Origin of the sequence: Nocardia vermiculata NBRC 100427 (assembly GCF_001613265.1) — a bacterium.
GTDB classification, from domain to species: domain Bacteria; phylum Actinomycetota; class Actinomycetes; order Mycobacteriales; family Mycobacteriaceae; genus Nocardia; species Nocardia vermiculata.
This window is the reverse complement of the sequence record NZ_BDCA01000005.1, coordinates 155,310-176,452: the sequence shown is the minus strand read 5'-3', so window position 1 is coordinate 176,452 and position 21,143 is coordinate 155,310. Positions and strand designations below refer to the sequence as shown.

Below are 21,143 nucleotides of genomic sequence, written 5' to 3'. Positions count from 1 at the left end.
CACGGAAGAATGTCACAAAGATATCCAAACATCCGGGCAGTGCGGCTCGGCAGACAGGAGGCGGTTGTGCCCGAGTTGCACGCGCGAGATTTCACGTTGAGCGACCGATACAACATGACAGACGGAGAGCTGTTCCTGACGGGCCTGCAGGCGCTGGTCCGGGTTCCCATGGAGCAGAGCCGCCGGGATGCCGCGGCGGGACTGCGTTCAGGAATCCTGATCAGTGGCTACGAAGGCTCACCGCTGGCCGGCTACGACCTGGAGCTCAACCGGCAGCGTGAACTCCTGGACCAGCAGGAAATTGTGTTCCGGCCGGGCGTCAACGAAGAGTTGGCGGTCAATGCTGTGCAAGGTTCGCAGCTGGCCTCCGCCTCGCCGAACTGCGAATACGACGGCGTTATCGGCGTCTGGTACGGCAAGGCGCCGGGACTGGACCGGGCCAGCGATGCGCTGCGCCACGCGAATCTCGGCGGGGCCGCACCCAACGGCGGGGCCCTCGTTCTGGTCGGCGACGATTCGATCGCGAAATCCTCGACCGTGCCGAGTAGTTCGGAGACGGCGATGGCAGAGCTCGGCCTCCCGATCTTCGTCCCCGCAGACCCCCAGGAGGTCCTCGACTTCGGATTACACGCGATCGCGATGTCGCGATTCAGCGGTGTGTGGGTCGGGATGAAACTCGCCACCAATGTCGTCGACGGGGCAGCGACGGTGCAACTCGACCGCGCACGAGTAGCCGCGACCTCGCCCAGCCGTGTCATCGACGACACCGAGTTCACGCACCGGGTTTCCGCAGATTTTCTCCAGCCGAATCTGGCTCGGCTGGAAAAGAGCCTCATGTACGAGCGGCATGAGCTCGCCACCCGGTATGTCCAGGTCAACGAGATCAATCGAGTTATCGGTGACAGCCGAGCGAAACTCGGCGTGATCACCGCCGGCGCGCCCTTCCGGGATACCCTCCAGGCACTCGAACGCATCGGGATTTCTCAGGCCGATCTCGAACGATCCGGGATCCGCATCCTCAAACTGGGCGTGATCAACCCGCTCGACCGCAATGCCGTACGCGACTTCTGCACCGACCTCGATGAGGTCGTCGTGATCGAGGAGAAACGGGCATTCGTGGAATTGGCGGTCAAGGACGCCTTGTACGGCACACCCGGCGCACCTCGGGTAGTCGGGAAACGAGATGAGAATTCCCGTCCGCTGCTTCGTGCGGATTCCGATCTACCGCCCGAACTCCTGGCGGAAACGCTCGCGCGACGCATCCGTACCGTGCTGCCGGATACAGTGGCAGAGCTCGGGTTGAAAGATGTCGAGCGACGACCGGCGCGATTGACACTGCCCTTGCTCACCCGCACGCCCTATTTCTGTTCGGGCTGCCCCCACAACCGCTCCACTGTCGTGCCGGAAGGTTCGCTGGTCGGTGCCGGTATCGGCTGCCACACACTCGCCAAATTGATGCCCGAAGACCGCGTGGGCGACATCGCCTCCCTCAGCCAGATGGGCGGCGAGGGCGCAACGTGGATCGGCATGGAGCCGTTCGTCAGCGACAAACACATGTTCCAGAACCTCGGTGACGGCACGTTCCACCATTCCGGGAGCCTCGCTATCCGGGCCGCGGTGGCCGCCGGGGTGAACATCACCTACAAGCTGCTCTACAACGATGCCGTGGCCATGACCGGCGGACAGGCGGCCGTCGGAAAGATGTCCGTACCCCAGATCGTCCAGGAACTGCTGGCCGAAGGCGTCACCCGTGTCGTGATTACTACCGATCAAGTCGAGAAGTACCGCAAGATCAAGCTGCCCAGATCGGTGAAAGTGCTCGACCGAGCAGAACTGATCCCCATCCAGGAGAAGCTGGCCGCAACGCCAGGGGTGACGGTGCTGATCCACGATCAGGAATGTGCGACCGAGTTGCGACGCAAACGCAAGCGAGGACTTGTCGCGGAGCCGTCGACACGGGCCTTCATCAACGAACGGTTGTGCGAGGGCTGCGGAGATTGCGGACAGAAGTCGAATTGCATGTCCGTTCAGCCGGTCGAGACCGCATTCGGCCGAAAGACCCGCATCGATCAGGCGTCCTGTAACAAGGACTACTCCTGCCTCGACGGCGACTGCCCGTCATTCGTCGCTGTCGAACCCGGCACCTCCGCGCGAAAGAAAACCGCCGAGCCGGAAATGCCCGAACTGCCGGAACCGGCTCCGAAGGTGAGCCCTGAGGCATTCAACGTACGAATCACCGGTGTCGGCGGCACCGGAGTCGTCACCGCGGCACAGATTCTCGCCACCGCCGGCGCGCTCGCGGGCCTGCATGTCCGCGGTCTCGACCAGCTGGGCTTGGCACAGAAAGGCGGCGCAGTCGTCTCCGATCTGAAATTCTCGGCCGGCCCAATCACAGGAACCAACAAGCTCGCCGACGGTGAATGCGATCTGTACCTCGGCTGCGATCTGCTGGTCGCAGCCGACGAAAAGAATTCGAGAGCCGCGTCGAGCCGGCGAACGATCGCGGTGATCTCGACAGCCCAGGTACCCACGGGATCGATGATCCTCGAACCGGGCACCGACTTTCCCACGGCGGAATCGATCCGGCACTCTCTCGATGCAGTGAGCCGCGCAGGCGATTCGGTCTACGCCGACGCCCGCGAGATCGCATACCGCGAATTCGGGACCGACCAGCTGGCCAATATGGTGCTTGTAGGGATAGCGGTGCAGGCGGGCGCCCTGCCGATTCCCCTGGCTTCGATCGAGAAAGCGATCGAACTCAACGGAGTCGCGGTCGCCGCGAACCGCCGGGCGATCGCGGTCGGGCGCAGGCATGTGCTCGAGCCGCACACCGGTACAACTGCGAAACCCCGAGCGAAGAAGTCCGGGATAGCCGGTGCCTCAGCCGAGTTGCACCGGGCAATCACGCAAATCGACGGCATCAGCGAAGCATTGAAGGACCGGGTGGGATTTCTCGCGACGGACCTCGCGGACTACCAGAATGCTACGTACGCAATCTCTTTCATCACCTTCATCCGAAACACCGCCGCTCGGGAAACCCGGGCACTGGGAACTCCCGGTGCGCTGACCGCGGCGGCCGTGGAGTCGATGTTCAAACTGATGGCCTACAAGGACGAATACGAGACAGCACGCCACTACCTGGATCCCGAATTCGACCGGGCGGTCCGCGAACAATTCGGCGACGACGCGACCTACCGCTACAAGCTACATCCGCCCGTGTTCCGCGCGATGGGACTGAAGAACAAACTCTCACTCGGGCCGTGGTTCAAGCTCGCGCTGCACATTCTGCGCCGTAGCCGCGGGCTCCGGGGAACGCGGCTCGATTTGTTCGGCTACGCCCACGTGCGGAAGGTCGAGCGGGCACTGATCGAGGAATTCGCGGAACTCACCGCGGAAATGGTCCCGCTCGCCACACCGGAAAACGCCGACCGAGTCGAGGCCATTCTGGCCATGCCTCAGGAAATCCGGGGATACGAACACATCAAGCTGGACAGCGTCGCGGAGTATCACCGGAAAGTGAAGGAGGCACGCGACCTCATTCCGGCTGCGTCCCCGTAACCCGGCCCCGACCGGATCGCCGCCGGGCCCAGCAATCGCGACCAAATCGCCCCGGGTTCGGTGCGCACCATGCCGTGCGGATCGGGCCCGGGGCGGCTCGGCTTTTCTCGATCACAGCGGCGAAGGTGCCAACGAGGCCACCGAGGCATCGGCAGTGGTAAGCACTGCGGCGGGCCGCGTCGAACGAGGACTCCACGCCTCGGCAACAGCTCGGGCGGAACACAATCCTGCGCAGGCAGGTCGGTAACTCGGGCAGACCTTGGACCCACGCCGACCAGTACACGCCGGATTACGGTGACTTGCCGACGTGCTTTCCGCCCCGAGACTTGGCGTGGTGCACTTCAGCTGGTGTGGCGGTCTCGGGCAACGGGCCGCAGTCCCCCGTTTATAGCGTCGTCAGCGAAGCTGAGACAGCACCTCGGCAAATGTATCCATCGCCGGCTCCGGCACTGTGATGTAGCTGATCCCGGATTCAGCTCGGAGCCGGTGCAACTCTTCCGCAATCCGGGTCGGTGACCCGATGAGCAGAGTAGGAACATCCGCGAGCTGGTCTTCGGTCATTGTGTCGTCGAAGCGACGCAACCCACGGACGACTTCCTTGCGGGTGCCGTCGAGGGAGACCGCGTGAATCAAAAGGTTGAGCTCCGGGCCGGGCGCACGGCCTCTGACGTGTTCGGCGATACGACGCAGGCCCCGGACCGCCGCCGGTTCCGCCCTTCGAGGGCCCACTCCCGCCAAGCATGTCGAATCGCAGTGCGGCGGTCTCCGAGCGGGTCGGCGCGATGCCGCTGAGAAGACCCGCACTCCCCTGTCCGGCGTCGCGCCCTGCGAAGGCGCAACACAACAAGCGGCTCGGCCTTCTCATACCCGGCGGAGAGCATAGACCGAGGTCTCCTTGTCGGCGGCAATGTACACGGTGCCGTCCGGGGTGACGGTCAGCCCCCCGGACCGCGGGTGCGGGGCGTCGAGATGTCCCACAGCCAGGCCCTCGACGAGAACGATCGGCCTGGTACTGCCAGGGTCGAGCCGGAGCACCCGCCCGCGGGCGTCGAGTACGACAGCCGCTCCGTCCGGTGCGATTGCGACACGGCGAGGTGCACCGAGGTCCGTGCCGACGACGGTGACGCCTCCGGCTTCGGGGTCGATGGCGAGCAAACGCCCCTCGGAAGCGTCGGTGACGAGGATCCGGCCGTCGCCGGCGACCGCGAGCCCGGTCGGGGTGCCGAGACCCGCTGCGATCGGTCGAGGCGCGGCGGCGCCGTCCACCCGGAGCAACCTGCCGTTCGAGGGCTCGGTCACGATCAGAGCTCCGTCGTCCAGCTCGATGGCGTGGCCTGGCTGCTGGAAGCCGGCCACCTGGCGCAGCGGATGACCGGTTCGGTCGAGGACCTGGATCGATCCGATCAGCGCAGAGGTTGCGACCAAATGGTCGCCGTGCACGCTGATCCCGGTAGGAAATTGGAGCTCCGAGGAGAGCCTACGCGCCAGCTCACGGACCTGCCCGGTCCTGGGGTCGACCACTCGCACAGCCGTGGCGTCGGCCACGAGCACGCCGTCCGGGCCTGCAGCGACGTCGGTGGGAAACGCCAGTGGGCTGCGTGTGATCACCTGCTGGGCACCGGTATCCAGGTCGACGTCGATCACGCTGCTGTCGGCCATGTTGCTGACGTAGGCATGATCGTTCGGCCCGATGACCATGTTGTCAGCGGCGGCCGGGACCGAGGTCACGGCCCGTTTCATGGCCGTTACGGGATCGACTCGGACAAGCTCGCCGGTGGCGCCGTCGAGGACGTACAACCGGTCCTCCGAGTCGAAGCGGACCGAGACCGGGTGCCGAAATCCGCTCACAACCGGTGTGGCAGCTCCGGTCTCGGGGTCGATTCGCGCGACGGTCTTGCTTGCGGAGAGTGGGGCATAGATCTGCCCGTCGGGACCGAAGGCGAATGCGTTCGGCTTGCCAGCATCCTCGGCGATGAGCCGTTTCGGCGACGCACCCGTGGGGTCTATCTCCCAAAGCCCGCTGCCGAGGTACGTCTGTCCGACGAAGAGCCGGACTCGCGCGCGGTCATAGGCAATGGAGTTTGCCCCGGGTAGGTCGTCCACGATAGTGCTTACGGTGCCGTCGGTTTCGCGGCGCCGTACAACACCGCCTGCGGGATCCGTCCAGATCAACTCCCCGGTCGGGGTGACGACGGCATCGTCGGACCTGCCGTCGGGCGAGCCGACCAACGGGGTGAAAGCACCGGTCGACGGGTCGATCTCGGTGATCGTCTCGCCTGCCAGGCTCGTGGCCACTAGCGTCCCGTCCGGACGAAGAGTGATCCCGTTGATGCTGTGCAGCGCGGTACCGGTGACGACCCGCTCCAGCCGGTAGCCCTCGGCTACCTTGGGACCGTCGTCCACGACGACCGAGCCCGGCCCGCTGGTCGAGCAGGCGGCAACCACGGCAGTGGTACCGATGATCAGGCCGGCTGCCAGGCGTTGTCGAGTGAGCATGTTCTGTCCTCTTTTTGTCTGACCAGCGGTCCAGCTGGGCGGCACTCACATAGCTGCCACCGGTTTCGGCTGGTATAGGGCTGGGGATTGTCTCGGCGAGCATCAGGGCCGTGGCTGTCGGGCGGGAGCACACGGTTTCCACCTGGGGAGTTCATCGCCGCAGCGTGACAGGTCGGAACCGAACCTCCGGTGCGCCATCGGGTCCGAATACGGGGGCTACCGAATCGCCGATCCGGAGGGTGTGCGGGTCCACGTCGACGATGTTGGTGACCATCCGAGGCCCCTCGGCCAGCTCGACTACCGCGACGGTGTACGGCGGCTGGGGAGCGGGCGGTGGCAAATAGGCCTTGTGGAATACGCAGAAGGACCAGATGGTGGCAAGGCCGCTTGCCCGCTCCCAGGTGAACGGCTCACCCGTATGACACTCGGGGCAGGATGACCGCGGCGGTAACTGCGCTCGCCGGCATACGGAGCATCGGGTGATTCGGATCTCGCCCACACGCAGGCCCTCGAGGTGGTATCGGATGCGAGCGGACAGGGGCTCGGGCAGCACGGTGGTCATAATTCCTTCCCGTAGATCACCGAGGTGACGATCGGCGCGGAGCAGACCCACTGGATCAGCGATGCGTCTGCGACCTGTCGTGGTCCGCACTCTCCGCGCAGCTGCCGGACTGCCTCGACGCTCAGCGCCCAGCCCTGCATGTAGCTCTCGGACAGATGCCCGCCCGATGTGTTGATCGGAAGCTCGCCGCCGAGGCCGATCCGACCTCCCTGAATGAATTCCCCGGACTCACCTGGTGCGCAATAGCCGAGGCCTTCCAGGGCGAACAGCACGTTGGGACTGAAGTTGTCGTAGATCATCAGGGCGTCCACATCGCGCTGGTCTCGCTCTGCGGCGGCCCAGGCGCGGGCGCCGACGGTCGACAGCGCACCGGCCCAGAAATCGTCCGGCGGGAAATCGGACTCGACGAGCTGCCCGGCCTGGGCGGCGCCGAGGACAAATACCGGAGGCCGGAGATGATCGGAGGCGGCCTCGGGGACCGTGAGAATCATGGCTGCCCCGCCATCGTTGATCAGGCAGTAATCGAGTAAGTGCAGAGGCTCCACCACGAACCGCGACGATCGGTATTCCTCCAGCGACACGGGCTTGCGCATCACCGCGTTCGGGTTCAGCGCGGCATGCTCGCGGAAGGTCATCGACACCGTGGCCAACTGCTCCTCGCTAGTCCCGTAGAGCGTGCGGTGGCGTTGCAGCATCATGGCGTAGAACGCCCCCGGCGAGGTCATCCCGTAGGGAGTGACGAGAGAGGCCGAGGTGCCATACGCCTCGCCTACGCCACCGCCGTAGGTGGCCCCGGCGGAGGCCCCGTCGTTGCCGTAGACGAGTGCGACAGTTCGGCATTGTCCCGTCGCGAGGGCGGCCAGCGCGGTGTGCACGGCCACTCCGGCCATCCGGCCCTCGGGTGGCAGGTGTGTCACCCACCGGGGCTGGATGCCGTGGTCGGCTGCGATCGCCTCGTAGTTGCTCACCCTGCTGGTGATCAGCCCGTCGATATGCCCGGGAGTGAGTCCGGCATCGTTCAAGGCCTCGCGTAGGGCCCAGCCGCCGAGATCGTCGGCGGTGCGTCCGGGCAGTTTGCCGAAGGGCGTCAGACCGACGCCGACGACGGCGGCACGGAGCGTGGCTGTCATATCGGGCCTCCTGCGGACGGAATGAGAACCGCGCGCCCGGTCACGCGGCGGTCGTCGAGGTCGCGGAACGCGCGGCCTACGTCGTCGAGCGAGTATCGGGCCACCAACGGGGTGACCCGGCCGGCCGCGACCATCGCAAGCGCTTCGGTGAATGTGGCCATCGAGGTGGAGCCGGACCCGGTGATCACCGCGTCCTTGGCGAAGAGGAAAGCGGGGTGCACTCGCAGTGGGGTCGGGCCGACCTGCCCGGTCAGGACATAGCGGCCGCGGTCGGCGAGGGCGCGGAAAGCTTGCCGGAAGATCTCTGGATGCCCCACGTTGTCGAGGACGATGTCGGCTCCGCGCCCGTCGGTGACGTCGAGGATCTCCTGCCAGGCGGTGTCCCCCGTCGTGATGACCTCGTCCGCACCGAGCTCTCGAAGCGATCCGGCCTTGCCCCCGTCGCCGGTCAGCGCGACCGGACGGGCACCGAGTGCCGCCGCGACCTGCACCCCGTGCAGGCCCAGTCCGCCGCCCGCGCCTGTGACCAGAACTGTCTCCCCTGGCAGCAACGCGGCACGGCTGCGCAGCGCCTGCAAACCGGTGCCGACTGCACAGGCAACCACCGACGCGGCGACGAGATCGACCTTGGGCGGCACGGCGAGCAGGGAGGTCTCGGGCAGCACAGCGTACTCGGCGTATCCGCCGTAGGTGAAAGTACGCTCCGGGCAGCGAAGCTCGTCACCGTCACGGCAGGATGAGCAGTGCCCGCAAGTTCCGAATTGCTTGCCGGCAACCCGGTCGCCGGGGACGAACCGGGTCACCCCGATACCGACATCCGCGACGATGCCGGAGATCTCGTGGCCCAGCACCGCGGGTAGCGGGATCTTCAGCAGGCCGACCCGGTCGGCCTGATCGTGACCGCAGACCCCACATGCGACTACCTGTACGAGCACCTGTCCCGGCCCCGGGACGGGCCGGGCGACCTCTATCAGGTCCAAAATCCCGGTCCCATCGGTACTACTCAGGACCGCGGCTCGCACCCGATTGCCTTCCCTGGATTGCCGACGGACCGAGCGGCAGGATCAAGTACTAGGCAGGAGGCGAAGGCCGCAGTTCTCAGACGCGCGCGTACGTCGTTCCGTCTGCTGCGGCACGGGCGTGCGACCAGGTCCTGCTCTCCCGTCGCATACCTCAGTGCTTCGGTGATGTGTCGGGAGATCTCGTGGGCATGGCAGGTCCGGAGGTGGGTATCCATCGTTGGTCCTTCGTTCGCGGGCAGCGGTCAGTCCTGGGCAACGGCGCGGATCAGATTCGGTGCGAGCTGTCGAAGCTGGGACAGGAGCCCGGCGGGCCCGGCTGCGGCACCGACGAGTGGGTGCACGGCCACGTGGTCAGCGCCCGCATCGAGGTGTGCGCGAACCCGCGCAACCACCGTGTCCGCGTCTCCCCAGGCCACCAGGTCATCGATCATGCGGTCGCTTCCGGAACTCGCGAGGTCGGCCTGGGTGTAGCCGATCGCTTCCAGGTGTGCCACGTAGTTGCGCAGCCGCAATCTGCTGGCGACGTGTGCCCGCGCGATCCCGCGAGCCACCACAGGATCCGGGTCGACGACAACGGCCTGCTCCGGAACGAGGAACGCGCCCGTACCGAGCCGCTCACGCACCGCAGCGGTGTGCGATGGCGGCACGAAAAATGTGTGCACCCCGTCGGCGCGGTCGCGACCCAGCTCCTGCATGCGTGGTCGCAGCGCAGCGAGCACCGTCGGCACCATAGCCTCCGACACCGGACCCCGGTAGGGCCGGGTATCGAGCACGTCGAGGTATTCGCGTAGCGCGGTGAACGGGCGGTCGTGCCCCTGCCCACGCCCGGCCTCGGCATGGCTCGCGCCCAGGCCGAGCACGAACCGACCCGGGTAGGCCTCGCCGAGGGTTTGGGCGGCGCAGTCTGCGGCAACGGCGTCCCTGCCCCAGATGGTGGCGATACCGGTTGCGACGACGAGGCGCTCCGTGGCTGCGAGCAGGAGGCCCGCATGAGTGAAGACCTCCTTGTGCGCAGGCGACTCACCGATCCAGAGGGCGCCGTACCCGAGCCTCTCGATCGTCCGCGCAGCATCGCGGGCCTGGTCGGCCGAGATCTCCGCCAACGCCGCGAGCCAGACGCCGACGGGCCCGACCCGGGCCGCCAGCTCCCGACCACCCGTCATGACCGCGCCGGTCCGAACTCGGGCCGCGCCACACCATAGGCGACCTCACTGGACGACACGGCGACCGCACCGACGATTTCCGGGTCGTCAGGGCCGACCCACGTAATGGTCAGCCGCGGACCGCTGTCGAGGCGGGCCTGCACAACCACACAGGGCACGTCGTCACCCGCGACGACGGAACCGCTACAGGTTGCACCGGTTCCGCAACCGATCTGAGTTGAATCTGAGGAGTGCACGTTGAGGTCCTTCCTGACTGGAGGAGCAGCGTCCGCTGGCCCACACCAGACGCAACAACCTGTTGGTTCAAACAACATACTGCCTATATAGCTAGGTCAAATAGCCTATGAGGTCACGGGCAGTCCACTCACTACTACGGCCGAGCAGCCGGATGACTTTCTCGGACACGTCGTCTCCGAGCTCCGCGCCGGCATGCATGCGAAATTTGTCGAGAACGCTCGCAGGTGCGAGGTCCACTCGATCAGCACTGACCGCCCAGGCCCGCCCACCATCGATTTGCAGTAGCTCCACCCGCGCGTCCAGACGAGATGGATACGTTCGGTCGTAGCCGGGGTCGACCACCACCCGAGTCCGCGCGGCAAGTGCAGCGAGCCGGCTATCGATCGTCCCCTCGTACCGGCGCGGCTCGAGCCGCCCGTCGACCAGCGCGGCAGCTACCGCGAACTGAAGGCTCATCTGGCGTGAGATCGACGTATCGAGCGAATCCGGATTATCGCAGCCCGGATACGTTGCAGCCGCGGACGAGGTGTAAACCGTCACCCCGATGACGGTGGCAGGTTCGATACAGCGGATGTGCAACTGCACCGCAGCGTCGATTGCAGCCTGGGTGAACGCGCAGGACGGGTGGGACTTGAAGAATGACCGTTCGATCGCCAGCCGGTCCGCCGCGATAGCGGGCCCGAGCACCCTGTCGGCTGCCCCAGCGAATGCGCGACGGAGACCAAACGGCCCATCGACAGCGCCGGCCGCCCCGGAGGCGCCGGCACGCGCCAGCAACACCGCGACGATCCCGTCCCGGGCCGCCGCCGCCGGCTGGAAGTAGACCTCGGTCGTTCCGTCTTGCGCCCACGCGCAAACACCGGAGGAGAAGCTGGCGGCAATACCGATAGCGTGCGCCGTCTTCGAGCGATCCAGCCCGTACAGGTACGCCGCGGCAGCGACAGCACCGAACGGCCCGAAAACACTGCTCGCCCGCCAACCTCGCGCGACGAACTCCGCTGTCATCGTGCTCGTTGCCACCTGCGCAATCGCCTCGTATCCAAGCACCACAGCCCGCAGTACGTCCGCCCCGGACGCGTCGACGAGTTCACCGACACCCAACGCAGCCGGAACCACAACGGTCCCGGGATGAACCCGACTTTCTGCGTGTGTGTCCTCATACAGCAGCGAATGACATCCGACCGAGTTGGCAAAGACCGCATCGACGAGTCCGCGACGTGTTCCGCCGCTGGCCCACACGCTGCTACCACCCGCACCTCCCACGTCTGCGACGGCCCGCGCCTGCGCAACCCACGGCATCCTCCGGCCGCCATAGACGCAGGCCAGAGCGTCGAGCACGCAAATACCCGCCCGTTCGAGGTGCGAATCCGACAGCTGTGGAACGAGAGCCTCGAGCTGCCCGGCCAAATCGTCGAGGTACACCTCAGACCCCCTCTGCCGCACGGTCGGACAGGACGGCTGTGGACATTCGGTCAGCGAGCAGCACCGTCGGCCGCCGGCGGCGGACCGCCAACGCCGCAACCAGGCTGAGCACCGCGCCGAGCATTACGAAGAAGGCCGGCGCGCGCTCGTCGCCCGTTGTTTCGATGAGGAATTGACTGATGTAAAGGGCAGGCCCGCCCAATAATGCGGCAGCCAAGGCGAACCCGACCGCGAAGATCGTGCCGCGCACCTCGGCAGGCAGGATCTCGATATATGTCGCCGGAGCCACCGACGTATACAGAGCCGGCAGAATGCCCAGTGCCACCGTCATCAGCGTGAGTTCTGGCACGCTCCTAGCCGAGGAGAGGCCGACGAAAAGTGGGTATACGACCACGATCATCGCGCCGGAAAGCCCCAGGAGCATCGGCCACCGGCCCACCCGATCAGCGATAGGCCCACCGACCGCGACCAACACAACGGCAACCGCGATGCTGATTGCCGTTGCGAGTGTGGCCTGCCCGTGCGTAAAGCCCAGCTCGATGATGTAGGACTGCGCATAGGTGAAGGCGACGTAATAGCCGATCTGCTGGAATGCCGCGACCCCGAAGACCAGTATGATCAAATTCCAGTGTCGGACAAAGGCTTTCTTCGCAGGTGAGGACGGGACCTCGCCGGCCTTCGCCATCGCCTGGAACTCCGGCGACTCTTCGAGCCGGGTACGAATATAGATGCCGAACAAGCCCATCGGCAGCGCGAGCAGAAACGGAATCCGCCAGCCCCACGCGGTCATCGCCTCATCGGAGAGAACGGTGTTGAGCATCAGGATCACGCCCGCCGCCAGCAGCAAGCTGACCACGCTGCCGAGCTGGACGCGACTGGTCATCGCGCCGCGTCGGTTCTGCGGGGTGAACTCGGCGGCGTAGACCATGGCAGTGCTGTACTCGCCTCCAGCCGCCAAACCCTGCAACAGGCGCATGAGGACGAGCAGGGCCGGGGCCCAGACCCCGATCGAGTCGACCGTGGGCAACAACCCGATCATCGTGGTCGCACCCGTAACCAGAACGAGTGTGCCGAGCAGTGAGGTGCGCCGACCGAAACGGTCGGCGATTGTGCCGAACAGCAAGGAACCGAGCGGCCGCACAAGAAATGCGACGCCGAAGACTGCGAACGTGGACAGAAGCGCAACGCCGGGCTGCGTGTTCGGAAAGAAGAGCTTCGCCAGGACGACGGCCAGAAACCCGTAGACGGCGTAGTCGTAGGTCTCGATTGTATTGCCTGCGGCGGCAGCCCACGTGACCCGTCGCATCGTTCGTGCGGATGGGAGGGGGGATTCAAAGTACTCAGTGGACATCGGTGGCTCCCGAGTTGGCAGTGACGAAAGACCTGACCGGCAGCGACATCCGCGGCCTTCGACCGGGGACGACTGACAGATATACGCGGCAAAGACAGCGAGTCCACCGCGCGCCTTCCTGAAACCACCCTCGTCGACGGAGCGTGATCCAGGTCTCACCGAAGTTACAGACATCACCCTGTCGAGTCAAGCGTCACTTTGTCGACTTGAATGATGAGTGTGCGACTACTGAAGCCACAGAGCGCCAAGCCAGCGAAGCCCATACCTGCCTGTATCGCTTTCTGCGGATAGACGGCTCCCGCGCGGAGACCGCACAGAAGCCTGTCACGCAGCTCAGCCAGCAGACGATGGAAGGCCAGGCGCTCGACGCCATGGTCGAGGCCCGGGGTGGGCCTGCTCACTTTGAATGGGCATGGGCCCATCGCTGCTCAGGTCAGCGGGAGGAGCATTGCCGTCAGCACGACGGCGAGCATGCCGACATAGAACCAGGCGTGTACCCGGTCAGGGATGCTCGGAGGGCGGCGGCGAAGCACTACGATGACCGGGATCGCCCCTGCCAGAAGGAACGCTGCGGCGCCGAGATCGACGATCCCGACCGCGAACACCGCACCGTGGATGTCCGCCGCGTGGCGGGCGGCGAGGAACACGACGGCGGCGGGGATGCCGATCGCGAGGGTCAGCGGGTTCGCGAGCGCTGCGGCCTGACCCATCGGGAGACCGGCGCGGCGCAGAAGCGGGACGGTCATCACACTGCCGCCGACGCCGAGGAAGGACGCGATCGCGCCGATCGGCGCGCCGAGTGTGGTGGGGATCGCGGGCCGTGGGACATCTTCGTGAACGGTGCCGGCAGAGCGGAGGAATCCAGGGCGGGCGAGAACGTCGACGATTGTGACCGCAATATAGATCACGAAACCCCAGGAACTCACTTCTGCTGGGACCGCCAGTGCGAGCGCGGCACCGAGGAGCCCACCGATGGCGAGCAGACCCAGGATCGGGCCCCGGCTCCGGAGACGAGCGAGGATCGGACGGGGTGTGGCGGCGGTGGCGACCGCTGCGTTGACGACCATGACGATCGCCGACGTTGCCACTGCCACCGTGCCTACGGTGGGACCGATAGCGGCATCGGCCCAGACGATCACGGGGACGGTGACGAACCCGCCACCGAAGCCGAACAGCACCGTGGTCAGGCCGGTGAGGACGCCGATAAGAACAAGCACAAGAATATTCACTGAACCCATCCCAGCGAACAGGCACGTCACGAGCATTCGATTGCCCGGCTCAAAGCATCGAGTTTCAGCCAGTAACCTGAATCTGTGCGGAACATGACGCTCGCGGAGGTCGATGCACTGCCAGTCGCCGTGTTGCCGATCGCCACCGGCTATCCACCGGGCCACCTGCTGGTCTGGCACGAGCACCGTCGTGCGCAGTTCCTCTACGCAGCGACGGGAACGATGCTGGTCGAGACCGACCACGGCGCATGGACCGTTCCCGGCGAGCGAGCGGTGCTGATCCCGCCGGCCACGCGGCATCAGGTGCGGATGCTCGACGTGGAGACGAACAGCCTCTACATCGCCCCCGCAGCCGTTCCATGGTGGCCAGACGAATGCAGGGTCGTCGAGGTCGGAGCCCTTCTGCGGGAGCTGCTGCTGGCCGCGGCCGACATCGACCCCCGCAGCGGACTGGGCGACCGTGACGGGGTGCTGCTGGAGATGATCCTGCACGAGCTGTCCCGGCTCGCAGAAGTACCCCTGCACATCCCGATCCCGCAAGCGGCGCCCTTCGCCCAATTGTGCCGCCACTACCTCGCGGACCCTGATCTCGCCGTCGGTAACGCTGAATGGGCACGTGACGCCGAGATGAGCGAACGGACCTTCACCCGCCGGTTTCGTGAAGAGAGCGGGATGAGCCCCGCCGCATGGCGCGCCCGCGCCCGGCTCCTCGCCGCCGTACCGCTCCTGCGCCACCAGAGCGTCACCGAGGTTGCCGGACGGCTCGGCTATGCCACACCGGCCGCGTTCTCCTACGCCTTCACCCGCATCTTCCATACGGCGCCGTCGCAGTTTCACGAATAAGCGCGGCGGGATTCCGCTGCCCCGCCGATCATGGCGGGCGTCTCACAGTCCGACACCGAGCGCGACCGCGACGTGTGTCTCCTCGGGCACCAGGTGGTAGAAGGCCCAAACTCCGACATCGCGGGACAGTAGGCGGTGACCCCGCAAGCCCCAGGAGAAGGAAACCGAGGAAGGAGAACCGCCCTATCCCTGGCTGGCCGGTCACGCCTGATACGAAGGCGCACTACAGACGGCTGGCGCACCTACCCGACCTACCACAATGACTCCTGGTCCCGGACCTACACCGGATCAGGTCACACTTTTCACTGGGCACCAGGATGACGGCAGTACCATCGTCGATACCATTTCGGGACCAAACCGGGGGGTAAACCGGGGTTTGGTCAAACAAAACAGGTCAGGCCCGGTACTAAACCGGGCCTGACCTGGGATTTCAAGTGGAGCTAAGGGGACTCGAACCCCTGACCCCCACACTGCCAGTGTGGTGCGCTACCAGCTGCGCCATAGCCCCAGATTCTTGCTCCCGGGGTGTTCCCCGCTTGCTTGAAAGAAGTTACACCACCGGCGTGAGAGAAACCAAATCGCCTGGGCGAACCGGTGGTGGAACACACGTTCGAACGGTATAGTCGAACGCATGTTCGATGGTGGAGAGCTGCAGACGATGAGCCATGAGGTGCTGGTCGATGCGCTGCGGCGGGCACACGGTGCGGCGGCATTCGCGCAGGCGGCCGAGGTGCGGGCGGTGCGGGAGCTGTATCGCCGCCACCTGGACGGGTGCCCCGCCGGCGGTGCCGAAACCGGGGTGGGGATGCCGACGGAGATGTCGGTGGCGGTAGTTGCGGAGGAACGCGCCGCGGCCGAGATCTCGAACGCGGTGCAGATGTCCGAACAGCGCGCGGCCACCTTGATCGACATCGGGTTGGCGCTGGATTCGCTGCCCGGCACCCGTGATGCCTTCGGCGACGGGAAGCTGGATCTGGCGCGGGTTCACGTGATCGTCGAGCAGGTGCGCGGGCTGCCCGGCGAACTGCTCGCCGAACTCGAACCGCCGCTGGTGGAGGCGGCCGTTCGAACCACCCCTGCAGGGTTGCGCCGGACGGCCCAGCGCTGGCTGGCCGGACGCAGCACCACCGAGAGCGACCGGCGCCGTGAACAACATGACGACTATCGCGATGTCCGTCGCCCGACCACACCGCTGCCGCGACGAGTGCGCCGGCGCGGCAGCCCCCTCACCGCAGCAGCCGACAGCACCTGCGGCCGAACCACATTCGAATAGCTCGAGCAGACAGCGCCCAGCGATCGGAGGATGCCACGAACACCACGGCCTGCCAGGAACGCCCACCCGCACCGACGATCATCGATGCGAGTGTGGAACGACAACGGATCGCCGCGCTCGAACAGTTGCAGCTCCGGCTCGAATCCGAACTCGACCGCACCACGGCCGGCGCCGGCTACGCCGCCATGGCAGGGCAACTCCGCGACACCGTGAACGCCATCGCCGATGCGCGCAACCGCATCTACGAAGTACTACTCGGCGACGAACCGGACTGAACCCCTGCCACCGAAGCCGGTGCCGGTGCCGGTGCCGGTGCCGGTGCCGAACACAACTCCGGCCCGGGCGGTTGGGGATACCGCCCGGGCCGGACATCAGGAGAGAGCTCGCTCAACCGGCGAGCTGAGTGACCCAATCCTGATTCTGCACATCCACATTCTTGCCACCGTCGAGCACGGTCGGCGTCTGTGCCTGGCCGACCGCATCCTTCAAGGCGGTCATCGACGCCTGCGCGTGATTACGCGCGGAATCCACCCGCTCCCCCTTGGCAATACACTGCTGAACCTCGTCGGGGGCGCCGGAATCCTTCGCGATCGCCGCCAATTCGTCGTTGCTCAGGCTGCCGTCACCCTCGCTGGGCTGCTTGCTGGTGAACAGCGCCATATGGAATTTCGAGAACACCGGCCCGTCGCCGGCGTCGGCCACACATTCCATCGCCCCGATCGCGCGCGTCGAATAGTCCTTGGTGCCGGATTTGGGGTCCAGGAAATTCACGAATCTGTAGCGGACCGCGAGCTTGCCCTCGTCGAGTTGCTTGGAGATCTGCTGTCCGTAGTAATGCTCGAGCACACCACAGGACGGGCACATGGGATCTTCGAAGACGTCGATGGTCTTCGGCGCGGAGATCTTGCCGAGAACGATCGCGCCGTCGGAATCGAGTAATGCCTCCACCTCCGAATTGTGCGCGGCACCGTAGTTCTCGTCCTGCACGGTCAATTCGTCGTTGCTGCCCGAACGCACGACGAAAACCACGATTACCGCGATGACCACCAGCGCCACCGCACCCAGCGCATATGTGGTGCGGCTGGACATCGGCTTCGGAGTGTATTTCGATCCGGAGGAATTCACGGGCTCCACTCTGCCAAAACCCGGCCGCCACCGGTATCCGGACCGTCAGGTCGACGCAACGGAGGGCAGATGCCGCCGCAACGGTTCCCGGACCACTGTCCACCCCGCAGCGGCTACCACCAGCAGCGCGCCGGTCACTGCCAGGGCGAAACCGAAGGACACCTGCTGCGCCACCCATCCCACCACGATCGGTCCGAGCACCGTGCCGAGATCGGCGGCCATCTGATATCCGGCCAGCACCGGACCGCCTCGTGCCGTGGGTCCGATGACATCGGCCACCGCCGCCTGCTGTGCCGGGGTGAACATCCCCGATCCGAGGCCCGCGACGAACGAGGCAACCAGTAGCCACACCAGGTTCGGGGCCAACCCCAGCACGATGGTGCCGGTCGCACACACCAGGGTGCCCGCGATCAGGAACGGCTTGCGTCCGATCCGGTCCGACAACCGACCGGAGACGAACAGGACCGCGGCATTGCCGCCGGCGAAGACGGTCAGCGCGACGCCCGCCACACCGGGCGCTTCGTCCAGGACATCCACGACCAGCAGCGGGACCAGCGCCATTCGCACCCCGAAAACGGCCGCCCCGTTGGCGAAATTCGACCACAGCACCGCCCGATACACCGGATCGGCGAAGGCCTGCCCGAAACTCACGGTCGGCACCTCCGCGACCACGTCGGGCTCGGCGAGCTGCGACCCGCGCAACTTCCAGAACACCACCACACTGGCCGCCAGCAACGCCACCGCGTAGATGGCGAACGGTGCGCGCAGGCCCAGCCCGGTCAACGCACCGCCGAGCAGCGGGCCCATCAGGGAACCGATCAGGAAACTGGTCGACCACAAGCCGGACACCCGGCCGCGTTGTCCGTTGGGTGACAGGCGGATCACCAGTCCCAGCGAGGACACCGTGAACATCGTCGATCCGATGCCGCCCAGAGAGCGCAGCACGATCAGCTGCCAGTAACTCTGCGCGAACGCACAGGCGCCGGTCGACAGGGCCACGATCAGCAGCCCGGTCAGATACAGCGACCGCTCCCCCAGCCGTTGCACCAGCCGGCCACTCACCGGAGCGAACAACAATCGCATCAGCGCGAAGCTGCTGACAATGGCCGAGGCGGCCGCGACGCCGACGCCGAAACTGCGTGCGTACTGCGGCAATGCCGGTGCAACCAAACCGAACCCGAGCGCAATGATGAATGCCGCGCCGATCAGCACCCAGATCTCGGCGGGCAGCCGGGAACCGGCGCCGTTACCCTCGTTCACGTCGTGTTCGCGGTCAGTCGCCTGCCGCAGACTCCTCTACTCCCAGCGCCTGTCCGACGACTTCCTCTGCCGCAGCCTGCACTCGGGCGAGATGTTCGGGTCCTTCGAACGATTCGGCGTAGATCTTGTATTTGTCTTCGGTGCCCGAGGGGCGCGCCGCGAACCAGGCGTTCTCGGTGGTGACCTTCACCCCACCCAGCGCGGCACCGTTACCGGCGGCCCGGGTCTGCACCGAGCGCACCGGCTCACCGGCGATCTCGGTGGCGGTGATGTCCTCGGGTGTGAGCGCGGCGAGCAGTCGTTTCTGTTCAGCGGTCGCGGCGGCGTCGATGCGCGCATAGGCGGGACTGCCGTATCGCTTCTCGATCTCCGCATAGCGGGCCGACGGGGTCTGACCGGTGACCGCGCAGATCTCGGCAGCCAGCAATGCCAGCAGCATGCCGTCCTTGTCGGTGGTCCACACCGTGCCGTCGTGGCGCAGGAACGAGGCTCCGGCGCTCTCCTCGCCGCCGAAGGCCAGCGAGCCGCTGAACAGACCGGGCACGAACCATTTGAATCCGACCGGTACCTCATGCGTCTGGCGGCCCAGTACGCCCACGACTCGATCGATCATCGCGGAGGTCACCGCGGTGGTGCCGATCTTGCTCAGCGCGTCCCAGCCCATCCGGTTGGCGATCAGATATTCGATCGCCACCGCCAGAAAGTGGTTCGGATTCATCAAACCGGCATCCGGGGTCACGATGCCGTGGCGATCGGCGTCGGCGTCGTTTCCGGTGGAGATGTCGTAGTCGTCGCGGATCGCCACCAACGAGGCCATCGCATAACGCGAGGACGGATCCATCCGGATCTTGCCGTCGCTGTCGAGCGTCATGAACCGCCAGGTGGGGTCGACGAACGGGTTGACGACCTCGAGTTCCAGGTCGTAACGCTGGCCGATCTCCTCCCAGTAATCGACACTGGCGCCACCCATCGGATCCGCGCCGAGCCGGATGCCGGCACCGCGAATCGCGTCGAGGTTCAGCACATTCGGCAAGTCCGCGATGTACTGGTCGAGATAGTCGTAGCGCTGCACGCCGGTGGCGAGCGCGTGCTGCAGGGTGGTGCGCTTGATCTCGGACAGGCCGCCGCGCAGCAGTTCGTTGGCGCGCTCGGCGATGGCACTGGTAGCCACCGTATCGGCGGGCCCACCGTGCGGCGGATTGTATTTGATGCCACCGTCACGCGGCGGATTGTGCGAGGGAGTGATCACAATGCCGTCGGCCTGGTGCCTGGTCCCGCCTTGATTGTGACGCAGCACAGCATGACTCAGGGCCGGGGTGGGCGTGTAGCGGCCCCGGCTGTCGATCACCGCGGTGACGTCGTTGGCTGCCAGCACCTCCAGCGCGGTGGTCCACGCCGGCTCGGACAGCGCATGGGTATCGCGGGCCAGATAGACCGGGCCGGTGATACCGCGCGTGGCCCGGTACTCCACGATCGCCTGGGTGACGGCGAGGATATGCGCCTCGTTGAAGGCACAGTCCAGGCTGGAACCGCGATGACCGGAGGTGCCGAAGACCACCTGATGCGCCGGTTCGGACGGGTCGGGAATACGGCTGTAGTAGGCGGTGACCAGGTGTGGCAGATCTTCCAGATCGCCGGCCCGCGCCGGCCGCCCGGCTCGATCGTGGGCCACGGTGGGACCTCCCTTTTTCGTCACCTGCGCCCGGCTCGTCATCACGATCACGGCGACACCCCGCGGCCGGACTCCCAGATTTGCACCGCGGACAGTGCGACGGTGCCGGTTTCGAAGAGTTCGGCGTTGGCCACCACGAAATCACGCAGCCGCTGCGAATCGTCGACGATCATGACCATGACGGGCAGGTTCTCGGCCAGGTCCAGCATGCGGGTGGTGTGGATGCGGGAGGTGGCGCCGTAGCCTTCCACACCGCGCCACACACCGGCGCCGGCCAGACCGGCATCGCGGGCACGCCGCACGATCTCGTGGTAGCGCGGGCGATGATCGTAGTGATCGTCCTCACCCAGCAGGACGGTCAACCGGGCCGCGGACCGCCAGCGCGGATCCGGCTGCCAGGCATCGGCTTCGGTGACGATCCGCAGTGCCGGGTCGTCCGATGCTTCGCTCATCGCCTGCCCCCTGTCGTCGTGCCGTACCAGTTGTCCGTTCTGCCGCGACGCGCAAATTCACCGCTGTGCGCTCGAACGTTCGAGCGCCACTCCTGATCCGTGCATTCTAGAGCCTCGCCCGAGCGGCAGGAGTAAGGGCTGCATGCGCCACAGAGAGTTGTCCAGACTATCGGATTCACTTGCGACGAGCAAAGTCTCGTGCGAGTGGCTCGTGCCGACTCCCGTACTTCCGCTACCGCAGCGCCGGTTCGCGAACCCACCTGGTGCACCTCCCTGCCGACCGAATGCGTGGAGCCATGCTAACTGTCAGCGATCATGTGGCGCTCGGTGTCCACCCGGCGACAGCCA

16 protein-coding genes and 1 tRNA gene are annotated in these 21,143 nt (G+C 66.1%); 4 read left to right on the top strand and 13 right to left on the bottom strand.

Annotation, left to right across the window (positions count from 1 at the left end):
* The first annotated feature begins 66 nt into the window (after positions 1–66).
* Positions 67–3,558, top strand: a complete 3,492-nt coding sequence (locus NV2_RS08855; protein WP_067871063.1) for an indolepyruvate ferredoxin oxidoreductase family protein — start codon at positions 67–69, stop codon at positions 3,556–3,558.
* Between the two features lie 861 nt (positions 3,559–4,419).
* Here the strand turns inward: NV2_RS08855 and NV2_RS08845 are convergent.
* The 8 genes from NV2_RS08845 to NV2_RS08810 all read right to left on the bottom strand — a co-directional run bounded on the left by NV2_RS08845 (position 4,420) and on the right by NV2_RS08810 (position 14,164).
* Positions 4,420–6,054, bottom strand: coding sequence for an SMP-30/gluconolactonase/LRE family protein (locus tag NV2_RS08845; RefSeq protein ID WP_067871061.1), 1,635 nt, complete (start codon positions 6,052–6,054; stop codon positions 4,420–4,422).
* A gap of 151 nt (positions 6,055–6,205) precedes the next feature.
* On the bottom strand, positions 6,206–6,616 hold the full coding sequence (locus tag NV2_RS08840) for a Zn-ribbon domain-containing OB-fold protein (RefSeq protein WP_067871060.1): 411 nt from the start codon (positions 6,614–6,616) through the stop codon (positions 6,206–6,208).
* Positions 6,613–7,746, bottom strand: a complete 1,134-nt coding sequence (locus NV2_RS08835) for a thiolase family protein (protein WP_067871059.1) — start codon at positions 7,744–7,746, stop codon at positions 6,613–6,615. Before NV2_RS08835 ends, NV2_RS08840 begins: the two co-directional genes overlap by 4 nt.
* Positions 7,743–8,726, bottom strand: a complete 984-nt coding sequence (locus tag NV2_RS08830; RefSeq protein ID WP_067871058.1) for an alcohol dehydrogenase catalytic domain-containing protein — start codon at positions 8,724–8,726, stop codon at positions 7,743–7,745. The genes NV2_RS08835 and NV2_RS08830 overlap by 4 nt, the downstream gene beginning before the upstream one ends.
* A 284-nt stretch (positions 8,727–9,010) precedes the next feature.
* Entirely contained in the window at positions 9,011–9,931 is a 921-nt protein-coding gene (locus NV2_RS08825; protein WP_067871057.1) for a TIGR03620 family F420-dependent LLM class oxidoreductase, read from the bottom strand.
* 327 nt (positions 9,932–10,258) lie between these two features.
* Positions 10,259–11,590, bottom strand: coding sequence for an MmgE/PrpD family protein (locus NV2_RS08820; protein ID WP_168436134.1), 1,332 nt, complete (start codon positions 11,588–11,590; stop codon positions 10,259–10,261).
* A gap of 1 nt (position 11,591) precedes the next feature.
* Positions 11,592–12,941 carry an MFS transporter gene (locus tag NV2_RS08815; RefSeq protein ID WP_245662514.1) on the bottom strand — a complete coding sequence of 450 codons (1,350 nt, stop codon included), beginning with the start codon at positions 12,939–12,941 and terminating at the stop codon, positions 11,592–11,594.
* Positions 12,942–13,369: 428 nt separating this feature from the next.
* Positions 13,370–14,164: a sulfite exporter TauE/SafE family protein gene (locus NV2_RS08810; protein ID WP_157102824.1), complete on the bottom strand. Its 795-nt coding sequence runs from the start codon at positions 14,162–14,164 to the stop codon at positions 13,370–13,372.
* A gap of 90 nt (positions 14,165–14,254) precedes the next feature.
* On the opposite strand from NV2_RS08810, the gene NV2_RS08805 reads away from it, so the two are divergent.
* Entirely contained in the window at positions 14,255–15,013 is a 759-nt protein-coding gene (locus NV2_RS08805) for an AraC family transcriptional regulator (RefSeq protein WP_067871053.1), read from the top strand.
* 435 nt (positions 15,014–15,448) lie between these two features.
* On the opposite strand, the gene NV2_RS08800 is transcribed toward NV2_RS08805, so the two are convergent.
* Positions 15,449–15,521 (bottom strand) — tRNA-Ala (locus tag NV2_RS08800).
* Between the two features lie 123 nt (positions 15,522–15,644).
* Here NV2_RS08800 and NV2_RS08795 point away from each other — a divergent pair.
* A complete protein-coding gene (locus NV2_RS08795) occupies positions 15,645–16,286 on the top strand; it encodes a hypothetical protein (RefSeq protein WP_067871052.1) in 642 nt (213 codons plus the stop codon).
* 92 nt (positions 16,287–16,378) lie between these two features.
* Complete coding sequence (locus NV2_RS08790; protein ID WP_067871051.1) at positions 16,379–16,561, top strand: hypothetical protein; 183 nt, start codon at positions 16,379–16,381, stop codon at positions 16,559–16,561.
* Positions 16,562–16,673: 112 nt separating this feature from the next.
* Here the strand turns inward: NV2_RS08790 and NV2_RS08785 are convergent, their stop codons facing one another.
* The 4 genes from NV2_RS08785 to NV2_RS08770 all read right to left on the bottom strand — a co-directional run bounded on the left by NV2_RS08785 (position 16,674) and on the right by NV2_RS08770 (position 20,795).
* Positions 16,674–17,375, bottom strand: coding sequence for a DsbA family protein (locus NV2_RS08785; RefSeq protein ID WP_067871050.1), 702 nt, complete (start codon positions 17,373–17,375; stop codon positions 16,674–16,676).
* 81 nt (positions 17,376–17,456) lie between these two features.
* Positions 17,457–18,671, bottom strand: a complete 1,215-nt coding sequence (locus tag NV2_RS08780) for an MFS transporter (RefSeq protein ID WP_067871049.1) — start codon at positions 18,669–18,671, stop codon at positions 17,457–17,459.
* 13 nt (positions 18,672–18,684) lie between these two features.
* Complete coding sequence (gene pgm / locus NV2_RS08775) at positions 18,685–20,343, bottom strand: phosphoglucomutase (alpha-D-glucose-1,6-bisphosphate-dependent) (protein WP_067871201.1); 1,659 nt, start codon at positions 20,341–20,343, stop codon at positions 18,685–18,687.
* A 47-nt stretch (positions 20,344–20,390) separates the two neighbouring features.
* Positions 20,391–20,795 carry a DUF190 domain-containing protein gene (locus tag NV2_RS08770; RefSeq protein WP_084474189.1) on the bottom strand — a complete coding sequence of 135 codons (405 nt, stop codon included), beginning with the start codon at positions 20,793–20,795 and terminating at the stop codon, positions 20,391–20,393.
* Positions 20,796–21,143 lie beyond the last annotated feature (348 nt).

What these genes read in the sequence shown, in the direction of transcription:
- NV2_RS08815 (WP_245662514.1), bottom strand. Translation starts at nt 12,941, where the DNA reads ATGTCCACTGAGTACTTTGAATCCCCCCTCCCATCCGCACGAACGATG.
- NV2_RS08795 (WP_067871052.1), top strand. Translation starts at nt 15,645, where the DNA reads ATGTTCGATGGTGGAGAGCTGCAGACGATGAGCCATGAGGTGCTGGTC.
- NV2_RS08825 (WP_067871057.1), bottom strand. Translation starts at nt 9,931, where the DNA reads ATGACGGGTGGTCGGGAGCTGGCGGCCCGGGTCGGGCCCGTCGGCGTC.
- NV2_RS08785 (WP_067871050.1), bottom strand. Translation starts at nt 17,375, where the DNA reads ATGTCCAGCCGCACCACATATGCGCTGGGTGCGGTGGCGCTGGTGGTC.
- NV2_RS08770 (WP_084474189.1), bottom strand. Translation starts at nt 20,795, where the DNA reads ATGAGCGAAGCATCGGACGACCCGGCACTGCGGATCGTCACCGAAGCC.
- NV2_RS08845 (WP_067871061.1), bottom strand. Translation starts at nt 6,054, where the DNA reads ATGCTCACTCGACAACGCCTGGCAGCCGGCCTGATCATCGGTACCACT.
- NV2_RS08840 (WP_067871060.1), bottom strand. Translation starts at nt 6,616, where the DNA reads ATGACCACCGTGCTGCCCGAGCCCCTGTCCGCTCGCATCCGATACCAC.
- NV2_RS08835 (WP_067871059.1), bottom strand. Translation starts at nt 7,746, where the DNA reads ATGACAGCCACGCTCCGTGCCGCCGTCGTCGGCGTCGGTCTGACGCCC.